The organism is Rugamonas sp. GW822-FHT03B10 (assembly GCF_058801745.1).
Map to the genome: position 1 here is coordinate 21755 of NZ_JBXANP010000026.1, position 16184 is coordinate 37938.

Genomic DNA, 16184 nt, shown 5'->3' on the forward strand with positions numbered 1-16184 from the left:
ACCGCCTGTCTCTTTTTAGGAATACATCATCATGACCCACGTACCACAGATCAAAGTCCCCGCCACCTACATCCGTGGCGGCACCAGCAAGGGCGTGTTCTTCCGCCTGCAAGACCTGCCCGAAGCGGCGCAAGTGCCGGGCGCCGCGCGCGACGCGCTGCTGCTGCGCGTGATCGGCAGCCCCGACCCGTACGGCAAGCAGATCGACGGCATGGGCGGCGCCACGTCGAGCACCAGCAAGACCGTGATCCTGTCCAAGAGCAGCAAGGCCGACCACGACGTCGACTACCTGTTCGGCCAGGTGTCGATCGACAAGGCCTTCGTGGACTGGAGCGGCAACTGCGGCAACCTGTCGGCCGCCGTGGGCGCGTTCGCCATCAGCGGCGGCCTGGTGGACCCGGCCCGCATTCCGCAGAACGGCATGGCCACCGTGCGCGTGTGGCAGGCCAACATCGGCAAGACCATCATCGCCCACGTGCCGATCACGAACGGTGAGGTGCAGGAGACGGGCGACTTCGAACTCGATGGCGTGACCTTCCCGGCGGCCGAGGTGCAGCTTGAATTCATGGACCCGGCGGCCGACGAGGAGGGCGGCGGCGGCTCCATGTTCCCGACCGGGAACCTGGTCGACGACCTGGAAGTGCCCGGCGTGGGCATGCTCAAGGCCACCATGATCAACGCCGGCATCCCCACCATCTTCGTCAACGCGGAGGCGATCGGCTACACGGGCACCGAGCTGCAGGACGCCATCAACGGCGACGCCAAGGCGCTGGCCATGTTCGAAACCATCCGCGCCCACGGCGCGCTGCGCATGGGCCTGATCAAGGAACTGGACGAGGCGGCCAAGCGCCAGCACACGCCCAAGGTGGCGTTCGTGGCCGCGCCCAAGGACTACGTGTCCTCCAGCGGCAAGCAGGTGGCGGCGGCCGACGTGGACCTGCTGGTGCGGGCGCTGTCGATGGGTAAGCTGCACCATGCGATGATGGGCACGGCGGCCGTGGCCATCGGCACGGCGGCCGCCATCCCCGGCACGCTGGTGAATCTGGCGGCCGGCGGCGGTGCCCGCAACGCGGTGCGCTTCGGCCACCCGTCGGGCACCCTGCGCGTGGGCGCGGAGGCCAGCCAGGTGAATGGCGAGTGGAGCGTCACCAAGGCCATCATGAGCCGCAGCGCGCGCGTGCTGATGGAGGGCTGGGTGCGGGTGCCGGGCGACAGCTTCTAAGCGCTGCACTGCTTCACGCTGCACTGCACCATGGCGCCGCTGTTGCGGCGCTTTTTTTTCGTCTGTGTTTTCAGCGTTTTTTCGCCGGCGTAAATCTATTTGCATGATCCGTGTCATTTTGCTCATTTGGCGTTTCGGCGTAAGCGAACGGTAAGGGAGCGGGGCTAATCTGGATTCAGCCTGATATAAAGGCATCACAAAAAATGAAGGAGACTGCAATGCACGACGATTTGGTTCAAAAGATAAAGGCGGACCCCGGCTACCAGAAGCTGGTCTCGGTCCGTTCCCGCTATGGCTGGACGCTGACCTGGATGATGATGGCCGTGTACTACGGCTTCATCCTGTTGATCGCATTCGACAAGGAGCTGCTGGCCACCCGCATCGGCGACGGTGTGATGACCTGGGGCATGCCCATGGGCCTGTTCGTGATCATCTTCACGGTGGTCATCACCGGCATCTACGTGCGCCGCGCCAACGGCGAGTTCGACGAACATACTGCGGCCATCCGCGCGCGGGTGCAACCATGATGAACTTCAAACGCATGTTGGCCCTGCTGGCCATGCTGGGCGTGACCGGCGCCGCGCTGGCCGCCGGCGCCGACCTGGGCCAGGCTGAGAAGCAGCCGACCAACTGGACCGCCATCACCATGTTCGGCGCGTTCGTCATCTTCACGCTGTTCATCACCAAGTGGGCCGCCGCCAAGACCAAGTCGGCCTCCGACTTCTACACCGCCGGTGGCGGCATCACCGGCTTCCAGAATGGCCTGGCCATCGCCGGCGACTACATGTCGGCCGCCTCCTTCCTCGGTATTTCCGCCGCCGTGTTCCTGAACGGTTACGATGGCCTGATCTACGCCATCGGCTTCCTGGTCGGCTGGCCCGTCATCACCTTCCTGATGGCCGAGCGCCTGCGCAACCTGGGCCGCTTCACCTTCGCCGACGTGGCGGCCTACCGCTTCGCGCAAAAGCCGATCCGCATCTTCTCCGCCTCCGGCACGCTGGTGGTGGTGGCGTTCTACCTGATCGCCCAGATGGTGGGCGCGGGCCAGCTGATCAAGCTGCTGTTCGGCCTCGAATACTGGATCGCCGTGGTGCTGGTCGGTTCGCTGATGATGGTCTACGTGCTGTTCGGCGGCATGACGGCCACCACCTGGGTGCAGATCATCAAGGCGGTGATGCTGCTGGCCGGTGCCTCGTTCATGGCCTTCGTGGTGCTGGGTCAGTTCCACTTCAGCCCCGAGGCGCTGTTCGCCAAGGCCGTTGAAGTGCATGCCAAGAAGGACGCCATCATGGGCCCGGGCACCTTCATCAAGGACCCTGTCTCGGCCATCTCGTTCGGCATGGCGCTGATGTTCGGCACCGCCGGTCTGCCCCACATCCTGATGCGCTTCTTCACCGTGCCTAGCGCGAAGGAAGCCCGCAAGTCCGTGTTCTGGGCCACCACCTGGATCGCCTACTTCTACATCCTGACCTTCATCATCGGTTTTGGCGCCATCGTCCTGGTGTCGACCAACCCCGAGTTCAAGGACGCCGCCGGCAAACTGCTGGGCGGGAACAACATGGCCGCCATCCACCTGGCCAAGGCCGTCGGCGGCAACGTGTTCCTCGGCTTCATCTCGGCCGTGGCATTCGCCACCATCCTGGCCGTGGTGGCCGGTCTGACCCTGTCGGGCGCCTCGGCCGTGTCGCACGACCTGTACGCCACCGTGATCAAGAAGGGCCAGGTCACCAGTTGGGAAGAACTGCGCGTCTCGCGCGCCACCACCGTCGTGCTGGGCATCGTCGCCGTGGCGCTGGGCATCCTGTTCGAGAAGCAGAACATCGCCTTCATGGTGTCGCTGGCCTTCGCCATCGCCGCCTCGGCCAACTTCCCGGTGCTGTTCATGTCCGTGCTGTGGAAGGATTGCACCACCCGCGGCGCCACCATCGGCGGCTTCATGGGCCTGATCACGGCCGTCGTGCTGACCGTGCTGTCGAAATCGGTGTGGGTCGATGTGCTGGGTAACAAGGACGCCTGGTTCCCTTACGCCTCGCCCGCCATCTTCTCGATGACGGCAGGCTTCGTGGGCATCTGGCTGTTCTCCATCCTCGACAAGAGCCCGCGCGCCCGCATCGACCGCGCCGGCTTCGAAGCCCAGGAAATGCGTTCCGAGACGGGTATCGGCGCCGCCGCCGCTTCCGCGCACTAAACAGCGGATCGTCACGCCGACAGCCCCGGTCCGCAAGGTCCGGGGCTGTTTTTTTTATATCGCCGTGAGCGCGCCGGCGCTGAATAGAGGGAAGCGTCGGCTTGCCAAGTGGAAAATGCCGGCAATGTGGTTTATGATCTGGGCATGACGCTGCCGTCGCGAGGGCAGCGTTTTTTACATGGGGCTCCAGGTGTACACGAACCGCGTCTCGACCAACCCTGATTTCGTGGCCGAAGCTTTGCAGCTGATCGGCGTGCCGGCCTGCGCCTGCGACGAAGCGGGCCGGGTGCTGGCGGCGAACGCGGAACTGGCGGCCTTGCTGGGGCGCGACCCGGCGGGCGCGCCCGTGGCCGACCTGTTCGCGCGCCATGTGCGCACCGACAGCGGCGTCCAGCTCGACACGGCGCTGGGCGTGGCCGGCGGCCGCCAGTGGGACAGTTGCCTCAACTGCGCCGGCGGCCAGTACATCGCCGTGCGGGCCTGGGCCAAGCCGCTGCCGGCGGGCGGCGGCGCCACCATCGTGTTCCAGGATGTGAGCGCCGTGCAGCGCGACCACAAGGCCTTGCGCAAGGCGCTGCTCGAACAGCAGGCCATCCTCGACAACGCCGCCGTCGGCATCCTGTTCAGCAAGGCCAGCGTGATCGAGGAGTGCAACCTGCGCTGCGCCGACATGCTCGGCTACGCGCGCCACGAGCTGGAGGGGATGGGGACGATCGTCATTCTCCCTTCCGCGCAGGCCTACCAGGAACTGGGGATCGAGGCCGGCCCGCCGCTGCGCCGCGGCGAATCCTATACGACGGAGCTGCAGTTGCGCCGCAAGGACGGCACGCTGTTCTGGACCCGTTTGTTCGGCCGCGCCGTCGATCCCTGCAACACCGACGACGGCACTGTGTGGATCATCGAGGACATCGACGCGCGCCGCCGCGACGAGGAGAAGCTGCGCCGCACGCTGCTGGAGATGCAGGCCATCATGGACAGCGCGCCGCTGGCCATCGGCTTCCAGCGCGACGACCGCGTGCTGCGCTACAACCAGCGCTTCGGCGAATTCTTCGGCTTCGAGGGCGACAGCGGCATGGGCCGGCTGACCTCCGAACTGTATCCCACGCCCGAGGCGTTCGAGGCCGTGGTGAGGAAGGCGCGTCCCTTGCTCGCGCGCGGCAAGCCGTTCCAGGCCGAGATGGAGATGCGGCGCCAGGACGGCTCGACCTTCTGGGCCCACGCCTTCGGCTACGTGATCAATCCCGGCCGCACCCAGCAGGATTCGATCTGGATCTTCGACGACCGCAGCGCGCAGAAGAAGGCCGAGGAGGCCACCAAGCAGCTGCTGCTGGAGCAGCGGGCGATCCTGGACAACGCCTCGGTCGGCATCCTGTTCTCCAAGGCGCAGCACATGCTCAGTTGTAATCCGCGCCTGGCCGAGATGTTCGGTTACACGCGCGAGGAGATGATGGGCTTGCACGCGTCGATCGTGTTTCCGTCGCCCGAGGCGTATGCGAAATTCGGCCTGGAGGCCAGCCCGCTGCTGGGCTGCGGCCTGCCGTTCGAGCGCGACGAATTCCAGTTCAGGCGCAAGGATGGTTCGCTGTTCTGGTGCCGGGTGCGGGCCAAGGCGGTGGACGCGGAACACAGCGACGGCGGCACCATCTGGATCCTGGAGGATGTGAGCGAGAGCCGCGAGACCAAGATGGAGGTCGAGGCCATCATGACCAACGCCTCGATGGCCATCCTGTTCACCAAGAACCGCGTCATCACGCGCTACAACCGCGGCTTCGGCGAGATGTTCGGCTACCGTGCCGACCAGGCGCTGGGCCTGCCGGGGCGCGCGCTCTATCCGTCGCAGCAGGCCTACGAAGAACTGGGTGCGGCCGCCTCGCCGCTGCTGTCGGTGGGCAAGCCGTTCCAGACCGAGGTGGAGATGCAGCGCCAGGATGGCAGCGTGCTGTGGGCGCAGCTGATCGGCTACGTGGTCAATCCGACCGACCCCACCCAGGGCACGATCTGGATCATCGAGGACCGCAGCGAGCAGCGCCAGGCCGAGGAGACGCTGCGCAACGCGCTGCTGGAGAACCAGGCCATCCTCGACAGCGCCGTGCTGGGGATATCGGTGGTCGAACATGGCCACAACCTGCGCTGCAACACCAAGATGGAGGAGCTGTTCGGCTACGAGCCGGGCGGCATGAACGGCCTGTCGGTGCAGGCGTTCTACGCCGACAAGGCGGCCTGGCAGCGGGCCCGGGCCGAGACGGCCGACGACTTCCTGGCCGGGCGCGTCAACATGTCCGAATACCAGCTGGTGCGCAAGGACGGCAGCACGTTCTGGGCCCGCCTGTCGGGCCGGCCGTTCGACCTGGGCAATCCGCGCGGGCGTTCCGTGTGGCTGGTGGACGACATCACGGCGCGGCGCGAGGCGGCCGAGGCGGTCAGCCGCGCGCGCGACGAGCTGGAGGTGCGGGTGCTGGAGCGCACCGCCGAACTGGCCGGCGCCAACGCGCTGCTGCAGGGCGAGATCGTGGAGCGGCGCCAGGCCGAGGCGCGCGTGCACCACATGGCCTACCACGACAGCCTGACCGGCCTGCCCAACCGCGCGCTGCTGGCCGACCGGCTGGACCGGGCCATGCTGGCGGCCCAGCGTTCCGAGCGCAAGCTGGCCGTCATGTTCATCGACCTGGACCGCTTCAAGACCATCAACGATTCGCTCGGCCACATGACGGGCGACCAGTTGCTCAAGGAGGTGGCCAGCCGCCTGTGCCGCGCCGTGCGCGCCAGCGACACCGTGGCCCGCCTGGGCGGCGACGAATTCGTGGTGCTGGTGCCCGGCATCCGCAACGTGGACGAGGCGGTGCAGGTGGCCGAGAAGATCATCGAGGCGCTGGCCGGCGCGTTCCCGCTGGAGGGGCGCAACCTGCACATCACGCCGTCGATCGGCATCTGCGTCTATCCGGACGACGGCGGCGACGTCGAGACGCTGATGCGCCACGCCGACGCGGCCATGTACCACGCCAAGGCCAGCGGCAGGAACAATTACCAGTTCTTCACCCAGACCATGAACCTGGCGGCGGCCCGCCACTTCGAACTGGAAAGCAGCTTGCGCAGCGCGCTGGCGCAGGACCAGTTCGAACTGCACTACCAGCCCATCATGGACATCGGCACGCGCCGCCTGCACGCGATGGAGGTGCTGCTGCGCTGGCGCCGCCAGGACGGCGAGCTGGTGATGCCCGACCACTTCATCCCCATCATCGAGGAGAACGGCCTGATCGTGCCGATCGGCGAATGGGTGATGCGGACGGCGTGCCGGCAAAGCATGGCGTGGCAGCGCCAGGGCTTGCAGCCGGTGCCGCTGGCCGTCAACCTGTCGGCGCGCCAGTTCATGCACCGCGGCCTGATCGACTCGATCCGCGCCATCCTGGACGAGACGGGCATCGCGCCCGGCCTGCTCGAATTCGAGATCACGGAAACGGCGCTGATGCAGCATGGCGAACAGACGCTCGACATCCTGGGCCAGATCAACGCCATGGGCATCCGCCTGTCGATCGACGATTTCGGCACCGGCTATTCCAGCCTGGCTTACCTCAAGCGCTTCCCGGTCAAGAAGATCAAGATCGACCGCGCCTTCATCAAGGACCTGGAGCAGAGCGCCGAGGATGGCGCCATCGTGGACGCCATCATCGCGCTGTCGGGCAGCCTGCAGCTGTCGGTGGTGGCGGAAGGGGTGGAGACGGAGGGGCAGTACACGCTGCTGCAGCGCAGCGGTTGCCAGTACGCGCAGGGCTATCTGTTCTCGCAGCCGGTGCCGCACACGACGGCCCAGCTGCTGCTGCCGCGCGCCTGAGCGGGCGGCGGCGCGCCGGTCTTCAGTCGATGGTCGCGATCACGGGCGCGTGGTCGGACGGCTGCTCCCACTTGCGCGGTTCGCGGTCGATCACGCAGGCGCTGCAGCGCGCGGCCAGCGCCGGCGACAGCAGGATGTGGTCGATGCGCAGCCCCTTGTTGAGGCGGAAGCCGAGCTGGCGGTAGTCCCACCAGCTGAACGACTTGTCGGCCTGCTCGAACAGGCGGAACGCGTCCTTGAGCCCCAGTTCGTTCAGGCGCAGCAGCGCGGCCCGCTCCTGGTCCGACACCAGCACCTGGCCGGCCCAGGCCACCGGGTCGTGCACGTCGCGGTCTTCGGGGGCGATGTTGTAGTCGCCCAGCACGGCCAGTCGCGGGTATTGCTGGGCCTGCTCGTACAGCCAGTCGCGGAACGCGGCCAGCCAGCCCAGCTTGTAGCCGTATTTTTCCGAGTCCACGCTCTGGCCGTTGGGCACATAGGCGCACACCACGCGCACGTCGCCGATGGTGGCGGCCAGGATGCGCTGCTGGGCGTCCTCGTAGTGGGGATTGTTCTTGACCACGTCCGTGATCGGCAGGCGCGACAGGATGGCCACGCCGTTGTAGGTCTTCTGGCCCGTGTACGCGACCTGGTAGCCGGCCGCCTCGATGGCGGCGGCGGGGAACTTGTCGTCGGTCAGCTTGGTTTCCTGCACGCACAGCACATCGACCGGATTGGCCTCCAGCCATTTGAGCACGTGGGGCAGGCGCACGTTGAGCGAGTTCACATTCCAGGTGGCTAGTTTCATGATACGAAGATTCCTTGCGAAGTCGGTGGGGGCGTATGCCGAGCGTGCGCGCATCTTACCGCAACCACGGGCGTCGCGTGCTGCGAACGCGCATCCGTCCCCGTGATGCGGGCCGGCGCGCTGGGGAGTGGCATGAATCTGACAGGTATGCGATGATAATTATCAACAAATTGTTTAACTGTCGTGTTTTACAAAAAAACATCAAAAACCTTTGTGTCTTGACCGTCTGAGGTTCTAGAATGTTGCAAAATCGGGTAAAAGGAAAAATAATTGCCGATTATGCTTCATTGTTATCAAAATGGTACTAGAATCAGTTAACAGTGCGGTCAAACAGCAATATACTTAGACCACCAGCGTTAAAAACTTTTGTTTCCACACAGCAAGCAAATCTGTTGCAAAATAGCGTACACTATATGTTGTTGTGCGTTAATGGATGGTACTATGTGGAAATATTTGTCGTTTAACAGTGAACTATGCGCGAAGCATTTGTAAAGGAAAAAAATGCGTACTGCATTTGAAGCATGGGCGCAGAAGGATGGCCATATTGTCCGCCGGCGCGAAGACAAGCCAGACGAGTATCTGGTCTACGAAACCCAACGTCGCTGGGTCATCTGGCAGGCGGCGCTCGAACACGGCAAGACGCCGGGCGGGCGAAAGACGGCTGCGCAAAAAGCGGCCGCCGCGGAGAAGGCGGCTGTCAGCGCCCGCTCCGCCGTGCAACGGGCGCCGTCCATCAATCCGGACGAGGCCGCCGTGCGCACCCAGGTGCTCAACGAGGTGCTCGATGCGTTCTCCACCCTCGGGGGCGAGCGCGGCATGGAGGACATCCTCAAGGTGATCCAGGGCCTGAAGCAGAAACAGCAGCAGCAAGAAGTGGCCGAGGAACGGATGGCCGTCAAGAAGAACGACTGACGGCCATGCGCTTTCGTCACTACAAAGGGGGCGTCTACGAGCTCGTCTGCGAGGCGACCCTGGAGGCGGACCTGACGCCCATGATCGTGTATCGTGCGGCCGACGGTTCCGTGTGGGTGCGGCCCAAGGACGTGTTCTTTCAGCTGATCGAAGTGGACGGCGTCATGGTGCAGCGTTTTGCGCCCATCAACTGAGCGTATGCGACGCCACGCCCTTGCGATGTCGCTGGCCCTCACCCTGCTGTGCGGGGCCGCCGCCGTGCGGGCCGAGAATGTCGGCTCGGTCGATACGGCCTTCCAGCTGCTGGGCCCCGACCACAAGGTGGTGGTGGAGGTGTTCGACGATCCGCGCGTGGGTGGCGTCAGCTGCTATCTGTCGCGCGCGAAGACGGGCGGCTTCAAGGGCGCCATCGGCCTGGCCGAGGACAAGGCCGAGGCCTCCGTCGCCTGCCGCCAGGTGGGCGAGATTCATTTCAACGGCGAGCTGCCCAAGCAGGAGGAAGTGTTTTCCGAGCGGGCCTCCATCCTGTTCAAGCATGTGCGCGTGGTGCGCATGGTGGACCCCAGGCGCAACGCCCTCGTCTACCTCGTCTATTCCGATCGCCTGATCGATGGCAGCCCGAAAAACAGCGTGACGGCGGTGCCCGTTCCTGCCAATATGCCTGTGCCGCTGCGGCGCAAATAATCCCCTGTCGCGGACCGCGTTCCGCCCTGTTCGAGGCTTACCATGTACCGACCCGCCGCCCGCTTATCCCGGGCCTCGCTGGCGTCGCTGGCCCTGCTGGCCGGCTGCGCCACCCTGACCGAATCGACCCAGCAGGACGTGCTGGTGCAAACCATCCTGGACAACCATGAACTGTCGGGCGTGGGCTGTGTGCTCTACAACGACGTGGGCAAATGGTTCGTCACCACCCCGGCGCGCCTCACCCTCCGCAAGAGCGCGGGGCCGCTGCGCATCGATTGCCGCAAGGACGGCGGCGACTGGGCCTACGAGAAAGTGGAATCGAAGGTCAACGCCACCCTGTGGGGCAACGTGGTGCTGACGGCGGGCGCCGGCTATTTCGTCGACCGCAACACGGGCGCGGGATTCGACTATCCGTCCACGCTGACGGTCACCATGCACAAGGGCGACGCGGGGGAGGGCTTGCCGTCGCCACCGGCCGGCGTGACGGTGTTCTGACGATGCCAACAAAAATGGCGAACCGGCCGGGCCGGTTCGCCATGCGTCACGATGCTACGCGCGGGTGTCTCAGGCGCGGTTGATCAGGAAGTTGCTCAGCAGCGGCACGGGGCGGCCGGTGGCGCCCTTGGCGCCGCCCGACTTCCAGGCCGTGCCGGCGATGTCGAGGTGGGCCCAGGTGTACTTGCGGGTGAAGTTCTCCAGGAACGCGGCCGCCGTGCACGAGGCGCCGCCCGGCGTGCCGATGTTGGCCAGGTCGGCGAAGTTGGACTTCAGCTGCTCGTTGTACTGCTCACCGATCGGCAGACGCCATGCCGTGTCGCTGGCGGCCTTGCCGGCGGCCAGCAGTTCGGCGGCCAGCTTCTCGTGGGCTTCGTCGTCGCGCGTGAACAGGCCGCTGTTGTGGTGGCCCAGCGCCACGATGCAGGCGCCCGTCAGCGTGGCGATGTCGACCACGGCGGCCGGCTTGAAGCGCTCGGCGTAGGTCAGCGCGTCGCACAGCACCAGACGGCCTTCGGCGTCGGTGTTGAGGATCTCGATGGTCAGGCCGCTCATCGAGGTGACGATGTCGCCCGGCTTGGTGGCGCGGCCCGACGGCATGTTCTCGCAGGCGGCGATCACGCCGATCACGTTCAGCTTCAGGTTCATCTCGCCGATGGCGCGGAAGGTGCCCAGCACCGACGCGGCGCCGCCCATGTCGTACTTCATCTCGTCCATGCCGGCGCCGGCCTTGAGCGAAATGCCGCCGGTGTCGAAGGTGATGCCTTTACCGACCAGCACCACGGGCGCGTCCTTGGACTTGCCGCCCATGTGCTTGATGACGATGAATTTCGGCGGCTGCTCGCTGCCGTTGGTGACCGACAGGAAGCTGTTCATCTTCAGCGATTCGAGCTGCTTGCGGTCCAGGATCTCGACGTCGAACTTGTACTCCTTGCCCAGCTTCTTGGCCGTGTCGGCCAGGTAGGTCGGGGTGCAGACGTTGGCCGACAGGTTGCCCAGTTCCTTGGTCAGGTCCATGCCGTTGGCGATGGCGATGGCCTGCGCCAGCGCCAGTTTGGTGCCGGCGTTGTTCGGCACGGCCAGCGCGATCTTCTTCACGCCGGTCGGCGCCGGGTCCTTCTTGCTCTTCTGGCCGTCGGTGCGGAACACGGCTTCATGCGCCGACTGCACCACGTTGCGGATGGCCCACTGCACATCGCGCTCTTTCACTTCCTCCATCGGTAGTGCGATAATGGCGTCGCTCGCGCCCAGCGTGGCGAAAACCTTGAGGGTGGCGCCCACGGCGCTGGCGAAGTTCTTTTCGCTGGCAGTGTCGTCGCTGCCCAGGCCCACCAGCAGCACACGCTCGGCCGCCGCGCCTTTCACGTCGCGCAGCAGCAGCGTGCTGCCGGCCTTGCCCGTGATGTCGCCGGACTTGAGGGCGGCAGTGATTTCACCGGCGCCATCGAGCGCCTTGGCGGCGGCCGACAGCTTCTTGTTCTCGAAAACCGCAACGGCAACGCAGCCGGCCTTGGCCGACGCGATGGTGTTTTTTGTGTCGAATGCTTTTATGCTAAAGTCCATTGGATTCTCCGTGTCGTATGCTTTTCATGCGCGCCTTGTGGGCCGCGGCATCTTACTAAACCTAAGGATGCGTGGTTTCGCATCCTTAACTACCGAATTATAAAGCTTCGAATGATCTTTCAACGTGCCCTTCAACGCGAGATGGCCAGTGCGGCCGGGGCGACCTTCACCGTGTTGTTCAGTATTTCCGTCACCTGGACCCTGATCACCATCCTTGGCAAGGCCGCCGGCGGCAAGGTCGCATCGGGCGACGTGCTGGCCCTGATCCTGTTCGCGGCCTTGAATTATCTGCCAACTATCCTGATCCTCACCAGCTTTATTTCGGTGCTGATGGTGGTCACGCGCAGCTACCGCGATTCCGAGATGGTGGTGTGGTTCGCCTCGGGCCTGAGCCTGACCAAGTGGATACGCCCGGTGCTCAACTTCGGCCTGCCGATGGTGCTGCTGACGGCCATGCTCAGTTTCGTCGCCACCCCGTGGGCCAAGCAGAAAAGCTCGGAATACATCGAGCGCTTCGAGAAGCGCGAGGACCTGCAGAAGGTCTCGCCCGGCCAGTTCCGCGAATCGGCGTCCACCAACCGCATCTTCTTCGTGGAAGGGGCGGACGGCAAATCGCCGGTGGTGCAGAACGTATTCGTCAACACGGTGGACGAGCATGGCACGGCCGTCATCGTGGCGCGTGAAGGGGTGATCACCACGGCCCAGAACGGGGAACGCTATCTGGTGCTGAAGAACGGCCGCCGCTACCAGGGCATGCCGGGGCAGGCCGATTTCCAGACCATGGAGTTCGAGCGCTACAGCATGCGCGTGGCCAACCATGCGCAGGATCTGGAATCCGACCATAGCGCCGACGCGCTCACCACCATGGCGTTGATGAAGCTGACCAGCAACGAGGCGCGCGCCGAACTGTTGTGGCGCATCGCCTCGCCGATGACGTGCCTGGTGTTGATCCTGCTGGCCATCCCGCTCGGCTTCGTCAATCCGCGCGCCGGCAGTTCCGCCAATCTGATCATCGCGCTGCTGGTGTTCTTCAGCTACAGCAACCTGGTCAAGCTGTTCGAGGCCAGCGTCAAGCAGGGCCGCTTCGGCTTCGCGCTGTCGTGGTGGCCGCTGCATGTGATCGCGGCGCTGGCCGTGCTGGGCCTGTTCGCGTGGCGTTTGAACCTGAACCACCGCTACCATCCGCTGGCGCTGCTGGCGGCCTTCAAGCGCGGCGGCGCGCGCAAGGAAGGCGCCGACAAATGAAAATACTGCAGCGTTATTTCGCCGTCTCCATCCTGCAGGCGGTGGCCTTTGTGCTGGTGGCCTTCCTGGCCCTGCAGGCGTTCATGGACCTGACGGGCGAACTGCCGTCGATCGGCAAGAATGGCTACGCGATCCAGCACGCCTTCCTGTATGTGCTGATCCTGTTGCCGGGCCATGTGTACGAGGTGATGCCGCTGGCGGCGCTGATCGGCACCATCTACACGATGGCGCAATTCGCCTCCACCTCCGAGTTCACCATCATGCGCGCCTCCAGCATGTCGACCGGGATGGTGGCGTGGATGCTGGCCAAGATCGGCGTGGTGCTGGTGATCGTCACCTTCATCTTCGGTGAACTGATCGCGCCGCGCACGGCGCCCATCGCCGACAAGATCAAGCTGACGGCGCGCGGCGCGGCCGTCTCGGGCGAATTCCGCTCGGGCATGTGGACCAAGGATATTGTCAAGAGCGACGGCATGACGGGTACGGTGACGGGCTCGCGCTTCTTCAACGTGCGCGAGGTGCGGCCCGACGGCCAGCTGGCCGACGTCAAGCTGTACGAGTTCGACACCAACTTCCGCCTGCGCTCGCTCACGCTGGCCAAGAGCGCCACCTACCAGGGCAACAACACCTGGCGCCTGGCGGACGTGACGGAGAATCTGTTCACCAATTCCGCGCTGCTCAAGCCGGGCAGCGAGGCCAATGTCGAGAACCATTACGCGCAGGCGTCGAGCGCCGTCACCACGCGCCACAGCGACACGCTGGACCTGGTGTCGGAGATCACGCCCAAGATCCTGTCCGTGTCCGGCGCCGATCCGGACCGCATGTCGGCCAACGAGCTGGCCGTGTACACGCGCCACCTGCAGGAGAACAAGCAGGAGACGGAGCGCTTCAAGATCGCGTTCTGGAAAAAGCTGTTCGATCCGCTGGCCATCTTCGTGCTGATGGCGCTGGCGCTGCCGTTCGCCTACCTGCACACGCGCGCCGGCGGAGTGAGCCTGAAGATTTTCGTCGGCATCATGATCGGCGTGAGCTTCCTGCTGATCAACACCCTGTTTTCGCATCTGGGCCTGCTTAGCACCTGGCCCGCCATCGTGACGGCGATCGCCCCGAGCGCCTTGTTCCTGCTGCTGGCGCTGGGCGCCTTGTGGTGGGTGGAGAGACATTGATGACCAAGCGTGCCCTGATCCTGTTCGCCCACGGCGCCCGCGCAGCGTCCTGGGCCGCCCCGTTCGAGCGCCTGCGCGCGCTGGCGCAGGCGCGCATGCCCGACGTGCGCGTGTCGCTGGCCTTCCTGGAATTCATGACGCCGCAGTTGCCCGACCTGGTGCCGGAACTGGTGCGCGGCGGCGTCACGCGGATCACGGTGGTGCCCGTGTTCCTGGGGCAGGGCGGTCACGTGCTGCGCGACCTGCCGCTGATGGTGGAGCAGTTGCGCGCCGCCCATCCGGAGGCATCCATCAGCGTGGCCGAAGCGGCCGGCGAGAACGCGGCCGTGCTCAATGCGATTTGCGACTACTGCCTTAGCGCGCTGGACCAGCCCTGATTCGCGCTGATTCGCGCTGAATTGCGCTGAATTGCGCTGATTTTTTCAGCGCTTATTTGGCGGCGCGGCGTTTTAATGTGATTTCGAACAGCTTGGGCCACTGCTTGCCCGTCACGAACAGGCGGTTGCTGGCCGGGTCGTAGGCGATGCCGTTGAGGACATCGTCCGGCCCCATCTGTTTGCGCTCGGCCCGCAGCAGGGGACTCAGGTCGATCCAGCCCACCACGTTGCCGCTGGCCGGGTCGATGCGGGCGATCACGTCCGTCTGCCAGATGTTGGCGTAGATCTCGCCGTTGACCCATTCGAGCTCGTTGATCTGGTCCACCGGCACGCCGTTCACGGTGATGGCGATGCGCCGCGTTTCGCGCAGCGTGGCCGGGTCGAGCAGGCGCAGTTCGTTGCTGCCGTCGCTCATGATCAGCTGTTTGCCGTCCTGGGCCAGGCCCCAGCCTTCACCCGGATACGAGAACGTGCGTTTGAGTTTGAAGCTGGCCAGGTCGAACACATAACCGACCTGCGTCTGCCACGTGATGCCGACCAGCTCATTGCCCCACACCGTCATGCCTTCGCCGAACACGTCGGCCGGCAGGTTCGCCTGCTGCAGCACGCGGCCCGTCTCCAGGCTCACCTTGCGGATCGACGAGCGGCCGTGCATGCCGGTGCTCTCGTACAGGAAGCCGTCGCGGTACAGCAGCCCCTGCGTGAACGCTTGCGGGTCGTGCGGATAGGTGTGGACGACGGTGATGTCGTAGACGGGAATGGTGTCGGCCAGCGCCGGCGCGGCCACGGGGCCGAGCATCAAGGCCGCGCACAGCAGCCATTTGGACATTGCCGGTTTCAGACCGATTTCACGCACCATACCCACTGCCGCCTCCCAGGCTGAACGAAAGCGCCCATTATACGGGCCGGCGCGGTGTCGGTTAAGTTACGGTGCGGTTAAGTTCAGGCGCGCTGCTGTAACGCGTCGACGGCGGCGGCGATGGCGGCGGCGACGTCGGCCGCCTGATGGCTGCGCATCTTCATCGCGTCGCCCAGCATGACGAGCACGGGGCCGTGGGACGGACCGAGGCCGTGGGCCAGGGAAGCGAGCGTCAGGCGGCGGATGCGCTGGTCGGGGCGGCTGCAATTCTCGATCACCACCACCGGCGTGTCGGGCCGGCGGCCCTGGGCCAGCATGCGGGCGGCGGTGGCCGTCGCCTCGCGTCCACCCATGTACTGCACCAGCGTGTCGGTGTCGGGGATGGCGTCGTGGTCGCTGTGTTCGGGCGCCGTGCTGGAGGTGAAGAAGGCCACGCTGCGGGCCACGCCGCGCTTGGTCAGCGGCTGTCTGGTGGCGGCGGCGGCGGCCAGCGCGGTGGTGATGCCGGGCACCACCTCCACGTCGATGCCGGCTTCCTCCAGCGCGCGCAACTCCTCGTCGGCGCGGCCGAACAGCATCGGGTCGCCGCCCTTGAGGCGCACCACCAGCGCGTGCTTGCGGGCGTTGTCGACAAGTTGCTTGTTGATGAACTGCTGGGCGGTGGAGAGCTGGCCGCAGCGTTTGCCGACCAGGATTTTTTCCGCCTGCGGGCACAGCGCCAGCATCTCGTCCGTCACCAATGCGTCATGCAGCACCACATCGGCCTGCGCCAGCAGGCGCGCGCCGCGCAGCGTCATGAGATCCTGGGCGCCGGGACCGGCGCCGATCAGGTAGACTTTTCCGGGAGCTGGCATGGC

At 65.3% G+C, this 16184-nt stretch carries 15 protein-coding genes; 11 read left to right on the forward strand and 4 right to left on the reverse strand.

What is annotated here, in order from left to right; genetic code table 11:
- The first annotated feature begins 31 nt into the window (after positions 1 to 31).
- The 4 genes from prpF (at position 32) to AC1RQG_RS25525 (ending at position 7239) form a co-directional block, all read left to right on the forward strand.
- Complete coding sequence (gene prpF, locus AC1RQG_RS25510; RefSeq protein ID WP_493135832.1) at positions 32 to 1222, forward strand: 2-methylaconitate cis-trans isomerase PrpF; 1191 nt, start codon at positions 32 to 34, stop codon at positions 1220 to 1222.
- Between the two features lie 218 nt (positions 1223 to 1440).
- The gene (locus AC1RQG_RS25515; protein ID WP_493135834.1) at positions 1441 to 1749 is read left to right on the forward strand and encodes a DUF485 domain-containing protein; all 309 of its coding nucleotides are present in this window, start codon (positions 1441 to 1443) and stop codon (positions 1747 to 1749) included.
- On the forward strand, positions 1746 to 3410 hold the full coding sequence (locus AC1RQG_RS25520; protein ID WP_493135836.1) for a cation acetate symporter: 1665 nt from the start codon (positions 1746 to 1748) through the stop codon (positions 3408 to 3410). The genes AC1RQG_RS25515 and AC1RQG_RS25520 overlap by 4 nt, the downstream gene beginning before the upstream one ends.
- A gap of 190 nt (positions 3411 to 3600) precedes the next feature.
- Positions 3601 to 7239 carry an EAL domain-containing protein gene (locus AC1RQG_RS25525; RefSeq protein WP_493135838.1) on the forward strand — a complete coding sequence of 1213 codons (3639 nt, stop codon included), beginning with the start codon at positions 3601 to 3603 and terminating at the stop codon, positions 7237 to 7239.
- 22 nt (positions 7240 to 7261) lie between these two features.
- Here AC1RQG_RS25525 and xth read toward each other — a convergent pair whose 3' ends face one another.
- Entirely contained in the window at positions 7262 to 8026 is a 765-nt protein-coding gene (xth, locus tag AC1RQG_RS25530) for an exodeoxyribonuclease III (protein ID WP_493135840.1), read from the reverse strand.
- 501 nt (positions 8027 to 8527) lie between these two features.
- Here xth and AC1RQG_RS25535 point away from each other — a divergent pair.
- From AC1RQG_RS25535 to AC1RQG_RS25550, 4 genes are read left to right on the forward strand one after another with little or no spacing between them, the layout of a single operon-like run.
- Positions 8528 to 8938, forward strand: coding sequence for a phiTE_015 family protein (locus AC1RQG_RS25535; RefSeq protein ID WP_493135842.1), 411 nt, complete (start codon positions 8528 to 8530; stop codon positions 8936 to 8938).
- 5 nt (positions 8939 to 8943) lie between these two features.
- Entirely contained in the window at positions 8944 to 9132 is a 189-nt protein-coding gene (locus tag AC1RQG_RS25540) for a DUF1653 domain-containing protein (protein ID WP_182161535.1), read from the forward strand.
- 4 nt (positions 9133 to 9136) lie between these two features.
- Positions 9137 to 9622: a CreA family protein gene (locus AC1RQG_RS25545; RefSeq protein ID WP_493135845.1), complete on the forward strand. Its 486-nt coding sequence runs from the start codon at positions 9137 to 9139 to the stop codon at positions 9620 to 9622.
- Between the two features lie 42 nt (positions 9623 to 9664).
- A complete protein-coding gene (locus AC1RQG_RS25550; RefSeq protein ID WP_493135847.1) occupies positions 9665 to 10117 on the forward strand; it encodes a hypothetical protein in 453 nt (150 codons plus the stop codon).
- Between the two features lie 69 nt (positions 10118 to 10186).
- On the opposite strand, the gene AC1RQG_RS25555 is transcribed toward AC1RQG_RS25550, so the two are convergent.
- Positions 10187 to 11680, reverse strand: coding sequence for a leucyl aminopeptidase (locus tag AC1RQG_RS25555; protein WP_493135848.1), 1494 nt, complete (start codon positions 11678 to 11680; stop codon positions 10187 to 10189).
- Positions 11681 to 11791: 111 nt separating this feature from the next.
- On the opposite strand from AC1RQG_RS25555, the gene lptF reads away from it, so the two are divergent.
- Genes lptF through AC1RQG_RS25570 form a run of 3 tightly spaced genes read left to right on the forward strand, consistent with a single transcriptional unit; the run spans position 11792 to position 14468 of the window.
- The gene (gene lptF, locus AC1RQG_RS25560; RefSeq protein WP_493135850.1) at positions 11792 to 12925 is read left to right on the forward strand and encodes an LPS export ABC transporter permease LptF; all 1134 of its coding nucleotides are present in this window, start codon (positions 11792 to 11794) and stop codon (positions 12923 to 12925) included.
- Entirely contained in the window at positions 12922 to 14091 is a 1170-nt protein-coding gene (lptG, locus tag AC1RQG_RS25565; RefSeq protein WP_493135852.1) for an LPS export ABC transporter permease LptG, read from the forward strand. The genes lptF and lptG overlap by 4 nt, the downstream gene beginning before the upstream one ends.
- The gene (locus AC1RQG_RS25570; RefSeq protein ID WP_493135854.1) at positions 14091 to 14468 is read left to right on the forward strand and encodes a sirohydrochlorin chelatase; all 378 of its coding nucleotides are present in this window, start codon (positions 14091 to 14093) and stop codon (positions 14466 to 14468) included. Before lptG ends, AC1RQG_RS25570 begins: the two co-directional genes overlap by 1 nt.
- A gap of 52 nt (positions 14469 to 14520) precedes the next feature.
- Here AC1RQG_RS25570 and AC1RQG_RS25575 read toward each other — a convergent pair whose 3' ends face one another.
- Together AC1RQG_RS25575 and cobA are read right to left on the reverse strand one after the other, a co-directional pair.
- Positions 14521 to 15297, reverse strand: a complete 777-nt coding sequence (locus AC1RQG_RS25575; RefSeq protein WP_493135856.1) for a glutaminyl-peptide cyclotransferase — start codon at positions 15295 to 15297, stop codon at positions 14521 to 14523.
- A 113-nt stretch (positions 15298 to 15410) separates the two neighbouring features.
- Complete coding sequence (cobA, locus tag AC1RQG_RS25580; RefSeq protein ID WP_493135857.1) at positions 15411 to 16181, reverse strand: uroporphyrinogen-III C-methyltransferase; 771 nt, start codon at positions 16179 to 16181, stop codon at positions 15411 to 15413.
- Between the last annotated feature and the right edge of the window lie 3 nt (positions 16182 to 16184).

What these genes read in the sequence shown, in the direction of transcription:
- prpF (WP_493135832.1), top strand. Translation starts at nt 32, where the DNA reads ATGACCCACGTACCACAGATCAAAGTCCCCGCCACCTACATCCGTGGC.
- cobA (WP_493135857.1), bottom strand. Translation starts at nt 16,181, where the DNA reads ATGCCAGCTCCCGGAAAAGTCTACCTGATCGGCGCCGGTCCCGGCGCC.
- AC1RQG_RS25540 (WP_182161535.1), top strand. Translation starts at nt 8,944, where the DNA reads ATGCGCTTTCGTCACTACAAAGGGGGCGTCTACGAGCTCGTCTGCGAG.
- AC1RQG_RS25570 (WP_493135854.1), top strand. Translation starts at nt 14,091, where the DNA reads ATGACCAAGCGTGCCCTGATCCTGTTCGCCCACGGCGCCCGCGCAGCG.
- AC1RQG_RS25545 (WP_493135845.1), top strand. Translation starts at nt 9,137, where the DNA reads ATGCGACGCCACGCCCTTGCGATGTCGCTGGCCCTCACCCTGCTGTGC.
- AC1RQG_RS25515 (WP_493135834.1), top strand. Translation starts at nt 1,441, where the DNA reads ATGCACGACGATTTGGTTCAAAAGATAAAGGCGGACCCCGGCTACCAG.
- AC1RQG_RS25550 (WP_493135847.1), top strand. Translation starts at nt 9,665, where the DNA reads ATGTACCGACCCGCCGCCCGCTTATCCCGGGCCTCGCTGGCGTCGCTG.
- AC1RQG_RS25520 (WP_493135836.1), top strand. Translation starts at nt 1,746, where the DNA reads ATGATGAACTTCAAACGCATGTTGGCCCTGCTGGCCATGCTGGGCGTG.
- AC1RQG_RS25575 (WP_493135856.1), bottom strand. Translation starts at nt 15,297, where the DNA reads ATGTCCAAATGGCTGCTGTGCGCGGCCTTGATGCTCGGCCCCGTGGCC.
- lptG (WP_493135852.1), top strand. Translation starts at nt 12,922, where the DNA reads ATGAAAATACTGCAGCGTTATTTCGCCGTCTCCATCCTGCAGGCGGTG.
- lptF (WP_493135850.1), top strand. Translation starts at nt 11,792, where the DNA reads ATGATCTTTCAACGTGCCCTTCAACGCGAGATGGCCAGTGCGGCCGGG.
- AC1RQG_RS25535 (WP_493135842.1), top strand. Translation starts at nt 8,528, where the DNA reads ATGCGTACTGCATTTGAAGCATGGGCGCAGAAGGATGGCCATATTGTC.
- xth (WP_493135840.1), bottom strand. Translation starts at nt 8,026, where the DNA reads ATGAAACTAGCCACCTGGAATGTGAACTCGCTCAACGTGCGCCTGCCC.
- AC1RQG_RS25555 (WP_493135848.1), bottom strand. Translation starts at nt 11,680, where the DNA reads ATGGACTTTAGCATAAAAGCATTCGACACAAAAAACACCATCGCGTCG.